General features: G+C 63.9%; 15 protein-coding genes. 12 read left to right on the top strand and 3 right to left on the bottom strand.

The genetic code is table 11. The features are described 5' to 3' along the window. Positions 1 to 89: 89 nt before the first annotated feature. On the bottom strand, positions 90 to 677 hold the full coding sequence (locus KO539_RS04105) for a PRC-barrel domain-containing protein (protein WP_219307454.1): 588 nt from the start codon (positions 675 to 677) through the stop codon (positions 90 to 92). Between the two features lie 398 nt (positions 678 to 1,075). Here KO539_RS04105 and KO539_RS04100 point away from each other — a divergent pair, with 398 nt between their 5' ends. The 3 genes from KO539_RS04100 (at position 1,076) to KO539_RS04090 (ending at position 5,914) form a co-directional block, all read left to right on the top strand. Next, positions 1,076 to 2,275 carry a PHB depolymerase family esterase gene (locus KO539_RS04100; protein WP_219307452.1) on the top strand — a complete coding sequence of 400 codons (1,200 nt, stop codon included), beginning with the start codon at positions 1,076 to 1,078 and terminating at the stop codon, positions 2,273 to 2,275. Positions 2,276 to 2,582: 307 nt separating this feature from the next. Next, the gene (locus KO539_RS04095; RefSeq protein WP_219307450.1) at positions 2,583 to 3,797 is read left to right on the top strand and encodes an MFS transporter; all 1,215 of its coding nucleotides are present in this window, start codon (positions 2,583 to 2,585) and stop codon (positions 3,795 to 3,797) included. An 83-nt stretch (positions 3,798 to 3,880) separates the two neighbouring features. Beyond that, on the top strand, positions 3,881 to 5,914 hold the full coding sequence (locus tag KO539_RS04090; protein ID WP_219307448.1) for a GNAT family N-acetyltransferase: 2,034 nt from the start codon (positions 3,881 to 3,883) through the stop codon (positions 5,912 to 5,914). A gap of 52 nt (positions 5,915 to 5,966) precedes the next feature. On the opposite strand, the gene KO539_RS04085 is transcribed toward KO539_RS04090, so the two are convergent. Continuing rightward, complete coding sequence (locus KO539_RS04085) at positions 5,967 to 7,232, bottom strand: putative Na+/H+ antiporter (protein WP_219307446.1); 1,266 nt, start codon at positions 7,230 to 7,232, stop codon at positions 5,967 to 5,969. A gap of 206 nt (positions 7,233 to 7,438) precedes the next feature. Between KO539_RS04085 and imuA the strand changes: the two genes are divergently transcribed. The 4 genes from imuA (at position 7,439) to KO539_RS04065 (ending at position 11,181) form a co-directional block, all read left to right on the top strand. Then, entirely contained in the window at positions 7,439 to 8,149 is a 711-nt protein-coding gene (gene imuA / locus KO539_RS04080; RefSeq protein ID WP_219308598.1) for a translesion DNA synthesis-associated protein ImuA, read from the top strand. Next, the gene (locus KO539_RS04075; RefSeq protein ID WP_219307444.1) at positions 8,079 to 9,566 is read left to right on the top strand and encodes a DNA polymerase Y family protein; all 1,488 of its coding nucleotides are present in this window, start codon (positions 8,079 to 8,081) and stop codon (positions 9,564 to 9,566) included. The genes imuA and KO539_RS04075 overlap by 71 nt, the downstream gene beginning before the upstream one ends. An 81-nt stretch (positions 9,567 to 9,647) precedes the next feature. Then, on the top strand, positions 9,648 to 10,352 hold the full coding sequence (locus KO539_RS04070; protein WP_219307442.1) for a glutathione binding-like protein: 705 nt from the start codon (positions 9,648 to 9,650) through the stop codon (positions 10,350 to 10,352). A 70-nt stretch (positions 10,353 to 10,422) separates the two neighbouring features. After that, complete coding sequence (locus KO539_RS04065) at positions 10,423 to 11,181, top strand: S9 family peptidase (RefSeq protein WP_219307440.1); 759 nt, start codon at positions 10,423 to 10,425, stop codon at positions 11,179 to 11,181. Between the two features lie 84 nt (positions 11,182 to 11,265). On the opposite strand, the gene KO539_RS04060 is transcribed toward KO539_RS04065, so the two are convergent. Next, positions 11,266 to 11,616 carry a hypothetical protein gene (locus KO539_RS04060; protein ID WP_035827997.1) on the bottom strand — a complete coding sequence of 117 codons (351 nt, stop codon included), beginning with the start codon at positions 11,614 to 11,616 and terminating at the stop codon, positions 11,266 to 11,268. A 222-nt stretch (positions 11,617 to 11,838) separates the two neighbouring features. Between KO539_RS04060 and KO539_RS04055 the strand changes: the two genes are divergently transcribed. The 5 genes from KO539_RS04055 to coaD all read left to right on the top strand — a co-directional run bounded on the left by KO539_RS04055 (position 11,839) and on the right by coaD (position 17,381). Continuing rightward, on the top strand, positions 11,839 to 12,306 hold the full coding sequence (locus KO539_RS04055) for an Hsp20 family protein (protein WP_219307438.1): 468 nt from the start codon (positions 11,839 to 11,841) through the stop codon (positions 12,304 to 12,306). Between the two features lie 283 nt (positions 12,307 to 12,589). After that, a complete protein-coding gene (locus KO539_RS04050) occupies positions 12,590 to 14,110 on the top strand; it encodes a Do family serine endopeptidase (protein ID WP_219307436.1) in 1,521 nt (506 codons plus the stop codon). Positions 14,111 to 14,141: 31 nt separating this feature from the next. After that, a complete protein-coding gene (locus KO539_RS04045; RefSeq protein ID WP_010400558.1) occupies positions 14,142 to 14,801 on the top strand; it encodes a response regulator transcription factor in 660 nt (219 codons plus the stop codon). Positions 14,802 to 14,803: 2 nt separating this feature from the next. Then, the gene (locus KO539_RS04040) at positions 14,804 to 16,138 is read left to right on the top strand and encodes an ATP-binding protein (RefSeq protein WP_046685864.1); all 1,335 of its coding nucleotides are present in this window, start codon (positions 14,804 to 14,806) and stop codon (positions 16,136 to 16,138) included. 94 nt (positions 16,139 to 16,232) lie between these two features. Beyond that, complete coding sequence (coaD, locus tag KO539_RS04035; protein WP_219307434.1) at positions 16,233 to 17,381, top strand: pantetheine-phosphate adenylyltransferase; 1,149 nt, start codon at positions 16,233 to 16,235, stop codon at positions 17,379 to 17,381. The last annotated feature ends 26 nt before the right edge of the window (positions 17,382 to 17,407 follow it).

Here is a 17,407-nt window from a genome sequence, read left to right as displayed (position 1 = left end):
TTAACCGTGTCGCTGGTGGTGTCGGATTACGCGGCTTCGCCGCTAATCCGACCTACCCGACCTACCCGACCTACGTTCCACCTGATCTCTCAAGTGCGCTTGTTGAGATCATCATCATCGCTGAGCGAGGAGCCCAGATTGCTCTGGCTGCCGCCCGTGCCGGCGCGGCTGCCGCTCATGGAACTGCCGGACATGCTGCCTTCGCTGCCCGATTGCAGGCTGGCGCCGCTGCGCAGGTCGCTGCCGGAGGGCATGTGGCCCCCTGCCATGGCGCCGCTGCCGTAGCGCGTGCCGCTGCCATAGAACGCTTCCATCTGCTGGTTCCACGCTTCGCTGCCCATGTCGGGCCAGTTGTTCTTGTCGAAGCCGGGAGCGTCTTTCAGCAGGTCTTTGTCGACGTTGAGCAGGAAGCGCTTGTTGACGGTGTCCAGGGTCAGGCGTTCCCAGGGCACGGCAAACAGCTTGTCGCCCATGCCCATGATGCCGCCGAAGGACAGCACGGCATAGGCGATCTGGCCGGTGCGCATGTCGAGCATGATTTCCTTGATGTCGCCCAGCTCCTCGTCGTCGTGATTGTAGACATCGTCCCCGATCAGGGTATCGGCCCCCATCAGGGCCGGCCCCGGGCCGTCGTGGTTGCGGTACATGCCCAGGATATCGCGGTCCAGATAGCTCATGGTGTTCTCTCCTCGTGTGAAGTGCTGATCGAACATCCAGAGTAAGCATACGCACCAGGTCACGCTTGATCTGCCTCAATGGTGCTAAGTAACCCCCAATAAATTATTATGATTTCTGACTTCCATAACCGGCGCTCTGCGGCGTTGCCCGCTGCTAGCAGTGCTCGCACTGCGTCGCAGTGGGCGCCTTGCATAGCATCCGGTTCTGTTCGTCATAAATTCACAATAATTTCCTGAGGATTACTTAGCGGCACTTTATCGGTGTGCAACCGTACGGTGTGGTCAGCCAATTGCGGTACTCTATGCGTTCCAATGAGGAGGCCGCACATGCTGACGATGCAACGCTGCAGAGGGATGAACTTGCGGTACGCTCCACAACGACACGCGCGCCGCGCGCCATGGTAAAGCCCGCCACCAAATGGCTGCGCGGGCTATTGCGCGCCGGTAAGGCGCAGCAGCGCACGGCGACCAAGCTGGCCAAAGTGCTGTTCGGCCCGGTGCCAGCCAAGCCCAAGGCCAAACCCCGCGGCAAGGCCGTGGCCAAGACCAAGGCCAAAACAATCGCCAAGCCGCGCGCCAGGCCCGTCAGCGGCGCCGTGCCCGCCCTGGCGCCCTTTGCCACGCCCCTGTCGCCACCGCGCGTGCGCAAGCGAACGGCGCCCCCGCCGGGCAAGTGGCTGGCCGCCCACTATGCACCGTTGCCTGAACTGGGTCAGTTGCCGGGCCGGCGCCTGCCATATTTCCTGTACTTGCCCGAGAAGGCGCCGAGCGCCGCCATGCGCAGCCGGGGCCGGCCGCTGCTGGTAATGCTGCACGGCTGCGAGCAGAGCGCCACGCAGTTTGCCGACGGCACGCGCATGAACCGCCTGGCCGAACGCAAGGGCTATGCCGTGCTGTATCCGCAGCAATCGCTGCGTTCGCATGCGCGCCGCTGCTGGAAGTGGTACGACAAGCTGACGCAGGAGGGCGGCGGCGACGTGCGCCTGATCGTCGGCGCCATCGAGCAGGTGGCGGCCCGCTACGCGATCGACCGCGCGCGCATCTATATCTGCGGCATTTCCGCCGGCGCCGGCATGGCGCATATCGTGGCCCTGAATCATCCCCATCTGTTTGCCGCGCTGGGCCTGCATTCCGGGCCCGTGTTTGGCGCCGGGCATAACCTGATCGGCGCGCTGGGCGTGATGCAGCATGGCGCCAGCGCCCGTACCGACGCGGCCATCGATGAAGTGCTGGCGCGCCAGCCTGCGTTTCCCCGCCTGCCCACCATCCTGCTGCAAGGGCTGGCCGACAAGGTGGTGCGGCCCATTAACCAGACGCAGCTGGTGCGCCAGAGCGTGCGCGTCAACCGCTTGCCGTTCGATACCGTGGTGACGGCGCAGCGCCTGCCTGGCGGCGCTGCGGGCGGGCGCAATCCGGCGCATGCGTATGCGCTGCACGATTATCAGGTGGGCAAGGATGTGCTGCTGCGCGTGGCGCAGGTCGAGCACCTCGAGCACGCGTGGAGCGGCGGCGACGCCAGCCTGCCATTCAACGACAAGGCCAGGCCCGACGCCAGCAAGATGCTGCTCGATTTCTTCGCGAGCCACCGCCGCCGGTAAGCCAGTGTGCCGCGCGCCGCAACGGTGCGCGGGCACTGGTACGCATCGTTCTTCCTTTCCCCGCAGGGCCGAGGCCAGCCTGCCGGCACGCTGGCCGCGCCCTTTCCCGCGCAGATTTCCCAATGTCGCAGCAGCATGGATTTTGTAAAGTGGTATTGCTGCGGTATGTAAAAATCACAAAAACAGGCGCTAAAAATACGAACTGGTATACAATTGGTACACGTTTTCAGTGTGATCCGTGTCTGCCGTCCCATGCCCCGACGGCAGATACGCACTGACGGCAGCCACCCACGTTACGGAACGCGCCATGTCCATCAAGTCCAAGCAGTTGCTGTGGTTCTTTGCGTTTTTCCTCGTCTTTGAACTGAATATTTATTTGTCGAACGACATGATCATGCCGGCCATGCTGGGCATCGTCGGCGAGTTCCAGGCAACGGAAAAATTCGTTCCCCTGTCCCTGAGCCTGTATCTGCTGGGCGGCAGTTCCCTGCAGATTTTCCTGGGGCCCCTGGCCAACACCATCGGCAAGCGCAAGCTGGTGCTGACCGGCAATATCTTGTTCCTGCTGGCCACCTTGGCCGTGCCATTGACCGCCTCGATCGAGCAATTTCTCGCCGCCCGTTTCATCCAGGGCATGGGCTGCTGCTTCATCTTCGTCGGCTATGCCATGATCCATGAACTGTTCGACGACATGGCAGCCGTCAAGCTGAGCAGCATCCTGTCGAGCACCACCATCCTCGCGCCCCTGGCCGGCCCCATCCTTGGCAGCGCCATCATCAGCCAGCTGGACTGGCGCTACGTCTTTTTCCTCTCCGGCCTGCTGGCGCTGCTGTCCTTGCTGGGCCTGTTCAAGACCATGCCGCGCGCGGCGCCGGCCGTCACGCGCCCGGACCTGGCCGCCATCGTGCGCAGCTATGTCGCCATTTTCAGCAATGGGCGCTTCATGTTCGGCATGTTCACGGCCGGGCTGGCCACCGTGCCCCTGACGGCCTGGATCGGCTTTTCGCCCATTTTCGTGCTGCAGGAAATGGGCGCCTCGTACGCCACGTATATCGCCCTGCAATGCGTGATTTTGTCCGGTTTCGTTCTCAGCAGCATCGCCATCCAGCGTTTGCGCCAGGATTTCCCGCTCGTGTCCCTGCTGCGCCTGGGCGGGCTGATCGCGGCCGCCGGCATGCTGGGCGCCGGCGCGGGCCGCCATCACGTCGACGTGTTTGCCGCCTGCATGTTTGTCTATTCCATCGGCTTCGGCCTGTTCAATGGTGCCCTGATCCGCAGCGCGATTACGGCCAGCAAGGAATCGATGACACTCACGACGGCCGCCATGAGCTTGCTGTACTGCATTTATCTGTCCGCCTGGCTGCAGCTATACAACGTGCTGTGCCAGCGCTTCGGCTATGCGCTGGAAACGTATGCGCTGCTCAATATTCCCGTCATCGTGGCCATCACGGCCTGCCTGCTGCTGTTTACGCGGGGCATGGCGGGGCGCCGGGAAAGCGGGGTGCGGCTGGCCCGGCACTGATGGCGCAGCGATGCGCCTGTTCTCGACCTTGTTTTACCTCCTGCGAAGTTCATTGACACTCTCCTGCGGAAAATGGTGCGCCCATGAAAATAGATGACCTGGCCTCGAAACACGATCAAGCAAAGATTTTCAACCTGGAATACGAGTTCCGCATCAACCGGCTGAAACTCGATTACATCACCCTGGCCGATGTCCGGCCCGCCGGCAGCGACCTGGAGCAACTGGCCGTGGAGCACCAGGCTGGCATCGCGGCCCTGCGCAGCTTCGTCGCCCTGAACTTTAACCATTTCAACGCGGCAAGCTGTTCCTCGCTCAGCTGCATCCCCACGCGCGCGCTGGGTGACGACGAGCGCTACCTGCACCGCATCTGGATGGGCGGACCCTTGCCGGCCATCGCTTCCGAAGCGATCTGGCAGTGGGGCGCGGCGCTGGAGGAAGTCCGCTACAACGGCGGCGCGCCGTACGTCTCCATCCTGTGGGTGTGGGATGCGCAGCAGCTGCGCAATGACGAGCGCTTCAGCCCCACGGGCGGCGCCGGGCGCTACACGATAGGCCGCTACGCCATCGGCGGCACGACCCTGCATATCAACTCGCTGCGCGCGCTGGCGCTCGATTTCGCGCCGGCCCGCTTCGGCATCCTCGATACCCTGCATACGCAGCGCTACTTCGCCACCTTGTCCGATTATTTCCGCATCCTCATCATGTGTGAATACGGCGGCATGTATATGGATGTCGATACGGTGCCGCACAATCCGGCGACGATTTTCCTGATGAAGCCGGAAGTGCCCGATTATTTCCAGCGTAACGGTGATGACAGCGAAGAGCGCCGGCACGTCAGCTGGATGAATCTGTTTCTCGATGAAACGGGCATGCTGATCGCCAAGAAGAACGATGCGGCGCTGCGCGTGATCCAGCGCAATGTGAACCTCGCCTATGCGGGCATCGATGCGCGGATCCCCCGTTCCTGCCCGCAATTCGAGGGACAGCTGTTTGGCCAATTCTATGCCGAATGGAAGAAAAACCTGGGCGTGACCCTGCTCAGCCATGCCGAGTTCTACCAGCGCTATTGCGTGCTGTATGACGGCGCGCGCGAAGCGGTGGCGGGCGGCATCCGCGGCATGCGCTTGCTGGACGATATCATTACCGACATGCACATCCCCTTGAGCGACGAGGAACGGCGCGCATATGCCCGCTGCGTGGCGCGGCTCGACGACATCGGCTGGCGGCTCGATGACCCTTTGCGCCTGCCCGACATCGTCGACGTGTTCGACATCGAGGAAGTGCCGCGCATGGCGTATGCGGCCCAGCTGCGGGCCGACATCGATCATTTTCACTATTACTCGGTGCTGTCGGACGACCCGCAGCTGGACCGCGTGAATGCCGTCTTTTGCCGCTACCTGCTGGCCCACCGTTCGCAGCAGATTACCGCCGGCAATTTCTGGCGTCCGACCGTGGGCCGCCACGGCAGCCGCATGCCGGCCGCCGGCGATGCGCCCCCGCCAAGTGACGAGGCGCAGGCGGACTTGCTGTCGCATGCGCCGCTCACGCTGGTGCCGGGCGAACTGCTGGACGACGAGACGAAGAACCGCATGGCGAAACTGCTGTTTGCCACCAGCTACCTTGAATACTGCTCGTTCGGCAACAAACTCAATTTGCAGTTCGTCGAATTGCAGCGGCGGCAAAATATCGACCCGTATCTGGAACACATCCACGGCTTGCATGACGAGGACGGGCGTTTCATTGGCTTCTTCACGGCCGCGACGATGGACGAGTTCCAGGCCTGCGGCGCCGTGTCATATTACCGCGACGACATGAAGGCGCTTGACGATGCGTATGACGCCTTCGTGCTCGCGCATGCGCGCGCCGACGACTGTTTCGTCAGCAGCCTGGCCATCGACGAGAAATACCGGGGCCAGGGCTTGTTCCGGCAAATGTTCCATGAAATCCGCGACCTGGCCAGCCGCAAGGGCTGTGCGCGCATCACCCTGACGGTGTGGGAAAAGAGCGAAGCGCTGCAAGTGTATCTGCACAAGGGTTTTCGCAGCGTGGGCACGTTCGACTATGCCTACAGCCTGTTCTATGACCGGCTGCACTTTCTCGTGTATGAGGGTAATTGAGGAGGGAAACTGAAGGGAGCGGGGGCGGCCGGCAGCCGCCCCGTGAGTAGGCTTACAGGGCCAGGAAGGCCAGGCCCGCCACGGCCGTCGGCAGCAGGGCGCCGGCCAGCAGGCCGACGGCGCCGATCGATTCATCCTTGAAACCGCGGCGCAGCAGGGCCACGCCGGCCGGGTTCGGCGCGTTGGCGATGACGGTCAGGCCGCCACCGGCCACGGCGCCGGCCATCAGCATGTATTTCGCTTCGTCCGTCATGCCGACGATCAGCGAACCGAGGTAAGTGAGGGCCGCATTGTCGGTAATCGCCGTCAAGCCCAGGGCGCCGAAGAACAGGGCCAGCGGCTTCAGGCTCGAGACGATGGGCTGCAGCCACCATTGCTGCATGCCGCCCAGTACCACCAGGCCGCCCAGGAAGAAGCCGACCAGCAAGCCTTCCTTGAGGATCAGCGGGCTTTGATAGCGCTCGTACGCCTGCACGAAGCCGAGGAAGAACAGGAACAGGCCGATGAACAGCACGGGATGGTGCGCCAGTGTCACCACGCCGGCCAGCACGATCATGTGCACCAGGCTGACGGCCAGCGGCACTTTCGGCGCTTCCACCTCGCCCGCTTTCGGCTTGATGTCGGAAGTGTTGCTGTGCAGGTATTTGCGCAGCAAAATGCTCACGCCCGTGGCGTTGACGAGCACGGCGATGGCGGCCTTCCAGCCGAAATGGCTGGCCATGTAGGCGCTGTCCCAGTTCCACGTGGTGGCCACCATCAGCACGGGCGGCGCCGCGTACGAAGTGAGGGTGCCGCCGATGGAAACGTTGACGAACAGCACGCCCAGCGCGCCGTATTTCAGCCATTCAGGGATGCCCGGGCGGAAGATTTGCGGCGCCAGCATCAGCGCGGCCAGGGTCATGGCGGCCGGTTCCGTGATCAATGAGCCCGTCAGCGGCACGAGCGCCAGGCCCAGCCAGACGAGGGCCAGTTCCGTGCGCAGCGGCATCACGCGCGCCACGCTTTTCAACAGGCGCTGCACGGCGTCGAGCACGGGGCGTGAGGCGGCCACGACCATGACGACAAAGACGAACAGCGGCTCCGTGTAATGGCGCGACTCGGCATACTCGATGGCCGCATCGCTGCCCGAGACAAAGGCCATGATGATGATCAGGATGAAGGCCCAGAAGCCGAACACGACTTCCACTTCGCCCAGCAAATGCAGCAGGCCCGCATGGCGGGGATGGCGCCGCGACAAGGTTTCAAACGACTTGGCGGCGAAGGTGTGGATGAGCGCAAGGCCGAAGACGATGGCGCTGATGATTTGGATGGTGGTCAAATGCGTTTCCTTATGGACGGAGGAAGCCGCCCGGTGCATTGCCGAGCGGTAAGGAGAGTGCTTATGGTACAGCAATCGATGCCAAAAACGGGGTTTTTCGGACATGGCGGAGCGGCCCCTGCGGTAGCGGCAGTCAGATAAACCTTGCCAAAAGCCGGGCCGAATAGTACTGTATATGCATACAGTATTCATCTATCTATTCAATGATGCAACATTCTCAATTGATGGCCTCGCCGGAAGCCTTGCACCCGTCTTTATGGCGCGCATCGCAGCTTGGGCAGGGCGCCACGCGCTGCCTGGACACGGGCTTTGCCGCCCTGTCCGCGCAGCTGCCCGGCGGTGGCTGGCCCAGCGGCAGTCTCATCGACCTGCTGGTGCAGCAGGCGGGCAGCGGCGAATTGCGCCTGCTGGCGCCCGCGCTGGCGCAACTGCAGGGCTTGCCCATCGTGCTGCTGCAGCCGCCCCATCCGCCTCAGGCGCTGGCTCTGGCCGCGCAGGGGCTGGCGCCGTCGCAGCTGCTGTGGCTCAAAAGCGCCAGCAGCAAGGATGCCCTGTGGGCGGCGGAAAACATCTTGCGCAGCGGCAGTTGCGGCGCCTTGCTGTTCTGGCAGCCGCACGTGCGCGCCGACAGCCTGCGCCGCCTGCACCTGGCCGCGCAAGGCGGCAACACCTTGTTCTGCATGCTGCGCCCGCTGCACGGCGCGCAGGATGCGTCGCCGGCGCCGCTGCGCCTGTCCGTGCGCCCGGCCGCCGGCGGCATCGAGATCGGCTTCATCAAGCGCCGGGGACCGCAGCGCGACGCGCCCCTGTTCCTGCCCCTGCAACCACCTTCATTATTGCCACGCCATGCGACTCTGGATCGGCCTGTGCCTGCCCCGGCTCCCGCTCGAAGTATTTTGCCCGCGCTGGTCGGCTGACAGCCTGGGCGTAGTGCTGGAGCAGGAGCAAGTGATGGCCGTGTCGCCGCTGGCGCGGGCCGCCGGCATCCGGCCGGGCATGCGCCGCGCGGGCGCGCTGATGCTGGCGCCGCAGGCGCGCCTGCACGAGCGCTCGCTTGAACTGGAAGCGCAGGCCCTGCAAGCGGTGGCGCTGGCGCTGCTGCAATATTCGCCGCTGGTGGCGCAGGGCGAGGAAGCGACCCTGGTGGTCGATGCGGGCGCCAGCCTGCGCCTGTTTGGCGGCGTGCGCGCCCTGTGCCGGCAGATCGCGGCCAGCTTGCGCGCGCTTGGCTACACGGCCCAGCTGTCGTGCGCTCCCACGGCGCGCGGCGCCTGGCTGCTGGCGCGTGCCGCTACGCGCCGGCGCCGCGTGCTTGGCATGGAAAGCCTCACCCGCCACCTCGACGGCCTGCCGTGCGCTCTGCTGCCGCCCGCGCGCCCTTACCTGGACTGGTTCGAGGGCATCGGCTGCCGCACCCTGGGGCAGCTGCGCCACTTGCCCCGGCCCGGCTTGCAGCGCCGCTGCGGCGGGGCTTTGCTGGCCATGCTCGACGACGCGCATGGCCACAGCACGGAACTGTTCGTGTGGATTGAGGCGCCGCCCACGTTCCGCGCCAGCCTGGAACTGTTCGACCGCGTGGAGCACGCGGACGCGCTGCTGTTCGGCGCGCGCCGCCTGCTGCAGCAAATGACGGGCTGGTTGTGCGCGCGGCAATTTGCCGTTGAGCGCATACAGTTGCTGCTGGCGCACGAGCGGGGCAGGGTGGCGCGCGCTCCCACCGTCATCGACCTGGCGCTGGGCGAGGCCGTGTGGCGCGACGAGCACCTGGTGCGCCTGCTCAAGGAGCGCCTGGCGCAGCTGGCGCTGGAGGCGCCCGTCATCGGCTTGACCTTGGAAGCGCTGCAGGTGCAGCCGATGGCGCCGCCCAGCGATACCCTGTTCCCCGAGCCGGGCGGCACGCCGCAGGAGCGCCAGCGCTTGCTGGAATTGCTGGTGGCGCGCCTGGGGAGCGAGAATGTCTTGCAGGCCGCGCCGCGCGCCGATTACCGCCCCGAGGCGGCCAACCAGTGGCTGCCGCTGCCGGCCAGGCCAAACGCAAAAAACGCGCTACCCGACTTGCCGCCCGGCTTGCCCGGCATGCCCCGTCCCGGCTGGCTGCTGGCCCAGCCCATCGCCCTCTTGATGCGCGAGCACCGGCCGTTTTATGGCTCGCCTTTGAAAATGGTGTCCGTTGCCGAACGCATCGAGGCAGGCTGGTGGGGCCAGTCGCAGGCGCGCGATTATTTCATCGCCGAAGGCCTCGATCACGCCCATTACTGGGTCTACCGCGAACGCATCGCCGGCAGCGCGGAAGACGCCGCGCCGCGCTGGTTTTTGCATGGCTTGTTTGGCTAAATGCGCTGTCCTGCTGAAATTGCCATGCTTGGCTATACTGGCTTCCCGGTGCCGCATCTTTCATTGAAACAAAGGATATCCATGACACAGCTTTCCGACTTCCCCATTACCCAAAAATGGCCTGCACTGCATCCCGAGCGCCTGCAGCTGTACTCGCTGCCGACGCCGAACGGCATCAAGGTTTCCATCCTGCTGGAAGAGCTGGGCCTGGCGTACGAGCCGCACCTGGTCAGCTTCGAGCAGAACGACCAGCTGTCGCCCGCCTTCCTGTCCCTCAATCCGAACAACAAGATTCCCGCCATCCTCGACCCGGACGGTCCCGATGGCAAACCGCTGGCCCTGTTCGAGTCGGGCGCCATCCTGCTGTACCTGGCAGAAAAGACGGGCAAGTTCATCCCGCAGGATGCGGGCCTGCGCTATGAAACGATACAGTGGCTGATGTTCCAGATGGGCGGTATCGGCCCCATGTTCGGCCAGGTGGGCTTCTTCCACAAATTCGCCGGCAAGGACTACGAAGACAAGCGTCCGCTCGAGCGCTATCTTGGCGAAGCCAAGCGCCTGCTGGGCGTGCTCGAGCAGCGCCTGCAGGGCCGCGACTGGATCATGGGCGAGCAGTACACGATTGCCGACATCGCCATCTTCCCGTGGGTGCGCTGCCTGGTGGGCTTCTATGGTGCGGGCGACCTCGTCGGTTTTAGTAATTTCCCGAACGTGCAGCGCGTGCTGGATGTTTTCCTGGCCCGGCCTGCCGTTGCCAAAGGCGTCAATATTCCTAAGCGCGATTAACGCAGGCAGTGGCCGGGCGGCGCTACAATGCGCCATCGGCCGCCCTGCGCGGCAGCTTTGATCTGAGACAATGAAATCCACCCGGCAAGATTTTCCCGGCGCGCATGGCCATGTGCTGGCGGCGCGCCTCGATGCGCCCGACGGCGCTATCCGCGCCTACGCGCTGTTCGCCCACTGTTTTACTTGCGGCAAGGACGTGCTGGCCGCGCGGCGCATCGCGCAAGGCTTGACGGAACACGGCATCGCCGTGCTGCGCTTCGACTTTACGGGACTGGGCGCCAGCGAGGGCGAGTTCGCCGCCACCAATTTCTCGTCGAACGTGGACGACCTGGTCGCCGCCGCCGATTTCCTACGGACCAAACACGCCGCACCGCAATTGCTGATCGGCCATAGCCTGGGCGGCGCCGCCGTGCTGGCCGCCGCGTCGCAAGTGCCGGAAGCCACCGCCATCGCCACCCTGGCCGCCCCGAGCACGCCCGCCTACGTGACGCGCATGTTCAGCGACCACCTGGAGCAGATCGCCGCCGAGGGCGAAGCGCTGGTGCAGCTGGAAGGGCGGCCTTTCCGCATCCGCCAGCAATTCGTCGACGACGCGGGCAGCCACAGTTTAAAGGAGCACATCGCCGGCCTGCGCCGAGCCCTGCTGGTGATGCACGCGCCGAACGACACGACGGTAAGCCTGTCGAATGCGATGGATATCTTTACGGCGGCCAAACACCCGAAAAGCTTCGTTTCGCTCGACGATGCCGACCATTTATTGACGGGGCGCGATGACGCTGCCTATGTCGCTAATGTGATTGCCGCCTGGAGCGCGCGCTATATCAACTAAGCAACTAAGCTGAATTAAGTCTTCACCCATGAAAAACGCCGTACCGGCAAGATGCGGGTACGGCGCAGATGGGGAGAAAACGGCTCAGTCCTCGTCGAATTCTGCCGAAAGATCTTTCCAGCCTTTGCTGATTGCAAAGGCGGAAAATTCCTCGGGCGCTTCCAGAACGATCAGTTTCTTGTCTTGCAGGCCAAGGTCGCCATGGCCGAAGTCGGGGCCAACGTAGCCGAGGCTGCGCAGGCGGGCCAGGATGTGGCCGACCAGTGTCTTGTCCTTGTAGGCGCCCGCTTCGAGCGGGGCGGCGAAATCGACGTAGACGTCGATGATGCCGTAGCCTTCGTCGAAGATGCGGATGGCCTTGATGTCGTGGGCACGGCCGGAGCCGTCGGTGGCCTTGAAGGGGCCGCTGAGCTGGATGTCGGTGTCATTATTCATGCCGCCAGCATACACCAAAAGCCGGCCCCGCATGGGGGACGCCATGCAAAATCCCCTTGGAGGGAGCTTGTAAAAATTTCTTACAAATTTCGCGAGGTCTGGGGTGCTTTTCGCCAATTTCAAGGCCTTGAAGGCCGCTTGATCGTCCTTAGATTGGTAGCAAGCGGATGCTCATGGTGAGGTCCGCCCCTCTTATCGCTTCATTTGAAAAGGATATTTATCATGCGTACTTTTGACCTTGCTCCCCTGTATCGTTCCGCCATTGGCTTTGACCGCCTGGCACAGCTGCTCAACGAACAGCGCGCCGATGCGCAACCGAGCTACCCACCGTACAACATCGAACTGGTGTCGGAAGATAAATACCGCATCGTGATGGCCTTGGCCGGCTTCTCGCGCGAAGAGATCGACATCATCACCGAACGCGATTCCCTGCACGTCACGGGCCGCAAGCAGAAAGATGGCGTCGAGCGCACCTTCTTGCACCGCGGCATCGCTGCCCGCGATTTCGAACAGCGTTTCCAGCTGGCCAACCATGTGAAAGTCACGGGCGCCACGTTTGAAAACGGCATGCTGACCATCGACCTCGTGCGTGAAGTGCCGGAAGCGCTGAAACCGCGCAAGATCGAGATCGGCGCCGGCGGCGACACCGCCGCTAACGTGAATGTGCTGGAACAGCGCCAGGCAGCCTGAGCTGAGCTGAGCTGAGCTCAGCTGAGCTGACCCCGGCGCCCCTCCGGCGCCCAGGTAGGCTCTTTCCATGCAGTAAAATACTGGCCGGTTGATCCGGCCAGTGTCACGTCCGGAGCCCGTTCGGGTCCTCCTTGATCGCCATGCAACAAGCGTGCGGCAGGCAAGATTAAACCCTGCTTAAAGGCGCAAATGCCTGTTTCCAAATGGAAAAATGTTAAGCACCGCCTAAGACTCGTGGCCCACTATTGCATACATCAAAATCTCATTGAATGAGGAGCAATTCATGGAACAGCAAAAGAATACCGCATCCCTGAAAATCAAACGCACCGTAGCCGCGCTGGCCGCGATCGGTGTGCTGGGCGCCGGTGGCGCCATGGTGGTGCATCAGAACAATGCTGGCGCGAATGCCGCTGCCGCTGCCGCTGCCCCAGGCGCCCTCGTGGCTGCCGCCGTGGCACCTGTAGCCAGCGCGCCGCTGGTGGCCTTGCCCGACTTTAGCCAGATCGCTTCGCGCAACAGCCCGGCCGTCGTCAATATCAGCGTCACGGGCAGCACCAAGGTGGCCTACGATCCCTCGGCCCAGGCTGGCAACGACGATTTCGGCAACGACCCTTTCTTTGAATTCTTCCGCCGCTTCCAGGGGCCGCAAGGCGGGCAGCGCGGTGGCCGCGACGTGCCCACGCACGGCCTCGGTTCCGGCTTCATCGTCAGCCCGGACGGCATCATCATGACGAACGCCCACGTGGTGCGCGATGCGCGCGAAGTGACCGTCAAGCTCAATGACCGCCGCGAATTCCGCGCCAAGGTGCTGGGCACGGATCCGAAGACGGACATTGCCGTATTGAAAATCGACGCCAACAACCTGCCCATCGTGCCGCTCGGCCATTCGAGCGACCTGAAGGTGGGCGAGTGGGTGCTGGCCATCGGTTCGCCATACGGCTTCGACAGCACGGTAACGGCCGGCGTGGTCAGCGCCAAGGGCCGCTCCTTGCCGGACGACAGCAATGTACCGTTCATCCAGACAGACGTGGCGGTGAACCCCGGCAACTCGGGTGGTCCGCTGTTCAACACGCGCGGCGAAGTGGTCGGCATCAATTCGCAGATCTACAGCCAGACGGGCGGCTTTCAGGGCTTGTCGTTCGCCATCCCCATCGACCTGGCCGGCCGCATCAAGGATCAGATCGTCGCCACAGGCAAGGCCAGCCATGCCAAGCTGGGCGTGACGGTGCAGGAAGTCAACCAGGGCTTTGCCGATTCGTTCAAGCTGGCCACGCCGGAAGGCGCGCTGGTGGCCAATGTGGAGCGGGGCAGCCCGGCCGACAAGGCGGGCCTGAAATCGGGCGACGTGGTGCGCAAGGTGAATGGCCAGCGCATCATCGGCTCGGCCGACTTGCCGGCGCTGGTGGGCACGTCCTTGCCTGGCGACAAGATCAGCATGGATGTCTGGCGTGACGGCAAGATCGTGAGCCTGACGGCAACCCTGGGCAATGCGGCCGACAAGGTGGCCGAAGTGGCGAAGAGCGACAGCGCCGCCGGCAAGGTAAAGCTGGGCCTGGCCCTGCGTCCGTTACAATCGGATGAAAAACGCGAGGCCGGCATCAGCGCCGGCCTGCTGGTGGAAGACGCGGGCGGCGCCGCCGCGAATGCCGGAGTGCAGCCGGGCGACGTGCTATTGTCGGTCAATGGCCGTCCCGTCAACACGGTCGAGCAGGTGCGCGACGTGGTGGAAAAATCCGCCAAGTCGGTCGCCTTGCTGATCCAGCGCGGCCCCGACAAGATATTCATTCCAGTACGCCTGGGTTGAACACACGAGTAACGAGATAGAGAGGCAAGCCATGCGCTTATTGCTGGTAGAAGACGATACGATGATCGGCGAGGTGGTGCTCGATTTGCTGCGCGCCGAGCATTACGCGGTGGACTGGGTCAAGGATGGCGACATGGCCGACACGGCCCTGCAGACGCAGACCTATGATCTGGTGCTGCTGGACCTGGGCTTGCCGCGCAAGGATGGCCTCGACGTGCTGCGCTCGATGCGTTTGCGCAAACTCGACACTCCTGTCCTCGTGGCCACGGCGCGCGACGCCGTCGAGCAGCGCATCGCCGGCCTCGACGCAGGCGCCGACGATTATGTGCTCAAACCGTATGACCTCGATGAATTGCTGGCGCGCATACGCGCCTTGCTGCGGCGCGCCTCGGGGCGGCCGGAACCGATCTTCGAGCACCAGGGCGTGTCCATCAATCCGCTGACGCGCGAAGTGATCGCCGAGGGCCATCCCGTCAACCTGTCGGCGCGCGAATGGGCCGTGCTGGAAGCGCTGATTGCGCGTCCCGGCATCGTGTTGTCGCGGGCGCAGCTGGAAGAAAAACTGTACAGCTGGAAAGATGAAGTCAACAGCAATGCCGTGGAAGTGTATATCCACGGCTTGCGCAAGAAGCTGGGCAGCGACTTGATCCAGAACGTGCGCGGCCTCGGCTACATGGTGCCCAAGGCATGAGGATGAAGGTCACGGTGACGCATTCGCTGCGCGGCCGCCTGCTGTGGTTTTTGCTGGCGGCCATCATCATGGCGGCCCTGGCGCAAGCGTCGATCGCCTACCGCAGCGCCCTGTACGACGCCGACCAGATCTTTGATTATCACATGCAGCAGATGGCCCTGTCGCTGCGCTCCGGCGCGCCGCTGGCCAACCACGCGCAAGCCTTGCCGGCCGACCCCGTCAACAACGACATGGTGGTGCAGGTGTGGACGCCGGACGGCGTGCAGGTGTTCCGCTCGATCACGCGCGCGGAACTGCCGCAGCGCGCCGTGCTGGGCTTTTCGAATGTGAAAGCCAACGGCACGACTTACCGCATCTTTTCCGTGCAAACCAGTTCCCAGACCGTGCAGATCGCCCAGGACATGGCCGTGCGCAAGCGCATGGCCGGCAGCCTGGCGCTGCGCACGGTGGGGCCCATCGCGCTGATGGCGCCAATATTGATGCTCGTCGTCTGGTGGGTCGTCAGCGGTTCGCTGGCGCCCGTTTCGCGCGTGCGCAAGCAGGTGGCGGCGCGCCAGGCGGACGACCTGTCACCCGTTTCGGAAGCGGGCTTGCCCGACGAAGTGCGCCCCCTGGTGCATGAATTGAACTTGCTTTTCGGGCGCGTGAAAACGGCGTTCGACGCGCAGCAGCACTTTGTTGCCGACGCCGCGCATGAATTGCGCACGCCGCTGGCGGCATTGAAGTTGCAGGTATTGAGCCTGGAACGGGCCGAGTCGGAAGAAAAGCGCAGCCTGGCAATCAGTCGCGTGAGCGCCGGCATCGAGCGGGCCACGCGCCTGGTCGAGCAGCTGCTGGTGCTAGCGCGCCAGGAAGCGAGCGCCGCCAGCGGCGACCAGCTGCAGGCGGTGGACTTGAACGACGTCGTCAAGCGCGCGCTGGGCGACATGGCCGGCATCGCGCAGGCGCGCAAGATCGACCTGGGCCTGCACCACATGGATGCGGCCAAGGTGGCGGGGCAGGCCGATGCGCTCAACATCATGCTGCGCAACCTGGTCGACAACGCCATCAAGTACACGCCGCAGGGCGGCACGGTCGATATCGACCTGCGCGCCAGCCCCGTCGGCGTGACCTTGTCGGTGGAAGACAGCGGCCCCGGCATTCCGCCCGAAGAGCGCGAGCGCGTCTTCAGCCGCTTCTACCGCGTGCCCGGCACGGACGCCAACGGCAGCGGCCTGGGGCTGGCCATCATCAAGGCCATCGCCGAGCGCCATGGCGCGCGCCTGGTGCTGGATAAATCCGAGCGCCTGGGCGGCCTGTGCGTGCGCGTGGAATTCCCGCAAGCCGTGAAAAAATAACGTTTTGATCATGATCTTTGGCCTGTTGCATTGACGCGCGCGCCGCTGGCATATATTGTCTGCGCAATAAGCAATCAAGCAAACGGAGCGCAGCATGCAGAAGATCGGCTTTTCAGGCACCCTCGACCCCATCACCAACGGCCATATGTGGGTGATCGGCGAAGCGCGTTCGCTCGCCGACGAGGTGATCGTGTTCCTGTCGCAAAACCCCGCCAAGAAGCCGCAATTCCCCGCCGAAGACCGCAAGCGCATCATCGAGCAGAGCGCGCGCGAATGCGGCTGGGACAATGTACAGGTGGTTATCGTCAAGGGCGACTACACGGCGCGCGCGGCGAAAAAGCATGGTTGCGACTACCTGATCCGCGGCATCCGCACGACCGCCGATTTCGACTATGAAAACCTGATCCAGCAAACCAATGTAGACGTGCTGCAGGGCGCCAAGACCATCTTCGTGATGCCGCCGCGCGACCTCGGTTCCGTCAGCTCCAGCTTCGTCAAGGCGCTGGAAGGGCCTGTCGGCTGGAACTGGACCATGAAGAAATTCGTCCCTGGTCCCGCCTACCAGGCGTGGATACTCGACTGCCTGCGCAAGGAGTGGGAGGCGCTGTGGAACTACGCCACCGCCTCGCCAGCGGACATCGCGCTGGCGGATCACTGGTTCGCCCACCTGACGGGGCCGCAGGCGTATGGCGGCGCTGACCGCCACTATCACAACCTCGACCATCTGGTGCACGGCCTGTCCGAGATCCGCGTGTGGGCCGACAATACCTTTGCGCCCAAGCGCGACAGTGCGCTGGTGAAAAAGGCGTTCTGGTTCCATGACGCCGTCTACAGCCACGACGACGATGCCCTGTATTCCAGCGAAGAGGCGAGCGCCCAGCTGTGGCTGGCCAGCGGCCTCGATGTGGGCGACAACCAGGATGTGGCGCAACTGATACGCGCCACCGACCACTTCCAGGGACCCGGCATCAGCCACGCGCTGAAGGACGCCATGCTCAGCGCCGACCTGGCCATCCTGGGTCAGGATGAAGAGGTGTATCAAGCCTACACGCAAGCCATCGTCCGCGAATACGCGCACGTGGACCCCGTGCGCTTCAACGAGCAGCGGGGCCTGGCCCTGCAGCACCTGAGCGCCAAGGCGCAGGCGGGCCAGCTGTTTGGCGATGCGTATTTCGCCGACCAGTACAACGCGCGTGCGATAGACAACATGCAGAAAGAGATCGCGGCGCTGGCGGGCGGCTGACTGTCGTCAGCCGGTTGTTAGCAGCC

This window comes from Janthinobacterium sp. NKUCC06_STL, assembly GCF_019345455.1.
Taxonomy (GTDB): Bacteria; Pseudomonadota; Gammaproteobacteria; order Burkholderiales; family Burkholderiaceae_D; genus Janthinobacterium; species Janthinobacterium rivuli.
The sequence above is the reverse complement of the archived record's forward strand: the minus strand, read 5'-3'. Positions and strand labels throughout refer to the sequence as shown.

Bases quoted from the DNA above. Each gene is read 5' to 3' on its own strand.
- KO539_RS04105 (WP_219307454.1), bottom strand. From the start codon at position 677: ATGAGCTATCTGGACCGCGATATCCTGGGCATGTACCGCAACCACGAC.
- KO539_RS04100 (WP_219307452.1), top strand. From the start codon at position 1,076: ATGGTAAAGCCCGCCACCAAATGGCTGCGCGGGCTATTGCGCGCCGGT.
- KO539_RS04095 (WP_219307450.1), top strand. From the start codon at position 2,583: ATGTCCATCAAGTCCAAGCAGTTGCTGTGGTTCTTTGCGTTTTTCCTC.
- KO539_RS04090 (WP_219307448.1), top strand. From the start codon at position 3,881: ATGAAAATAGATGACCTGGCCTCGAAACACGATCAAGCAAAGATTTTC.
- imuA (WP_219308598.1), top strand. From the start codon at position 7,439: ATGCAACATTCTCAATTGATGGCCTCGCCGGAAGCCTTGCACCCGTCT.
- KO539_RS04075 (WP_219307444.1), top strand. From the start codon at position 8,079: ATGCGACTCTGGATCGGCCTGTGCCTGCCCCGGCTCCCGCTCGAAGTA.
- KO539_RS04070 (WP_219307442.1), top strand. From the start codon at position 9,648: ATGACACAGCTTTCCGACTTCCCCATTACCCAAAAATGGCCTGCACTG.
- KO539_RS04065 (WP_219307440.1), top strand. From the start codon at position 10,423: ATGAAATCCACCCGGCAAGATTTTCCCGGCGCGCATGGCCATGTGCTG.
- KO539_RS04060 (WP_035827997.1), bottom strand. From the start codon at position 11,616: ATGAATAATGACACCGACATCCAGCTCAGCGGCCCCTTCAAGGCCACC.
- KO539_RS04055 (WP_219307438.1), top strand. From the start codon at position 11,839: ATGCGTACTTTTGACCTTGCTCCCCTGTATCGTTCCGCCATTGGCTTT.
- KO539_RS04050 (WP_219307436.1), top strand. From the start codon at position 12,590: ATGGAACAGCAAAAGAATACCGCATCCCTGAAAATCAAACGCACCGTA.
- KO539_RS04045 (WP_010400558.1), top strand. From the start codon at position 14,142: ATGCGCTTATTGCTGGTAGAAGACGATACGATGATCGGCGAGGTGGTG.
- KO539_RS04040 (WP_046685864.1), top strand. From the start codon at position 14,804: ATGAAGGTCACGGTGACGCATTCGCTGCGCGGCCGCCTGCTGTGGTTT.
- coaD (WP_219307434.1), top strand. From the start codon at position 16,233: ATGCAGAAGATCGGCTTTTCAGGCACCCTCGACCCCATCACCAACGGC.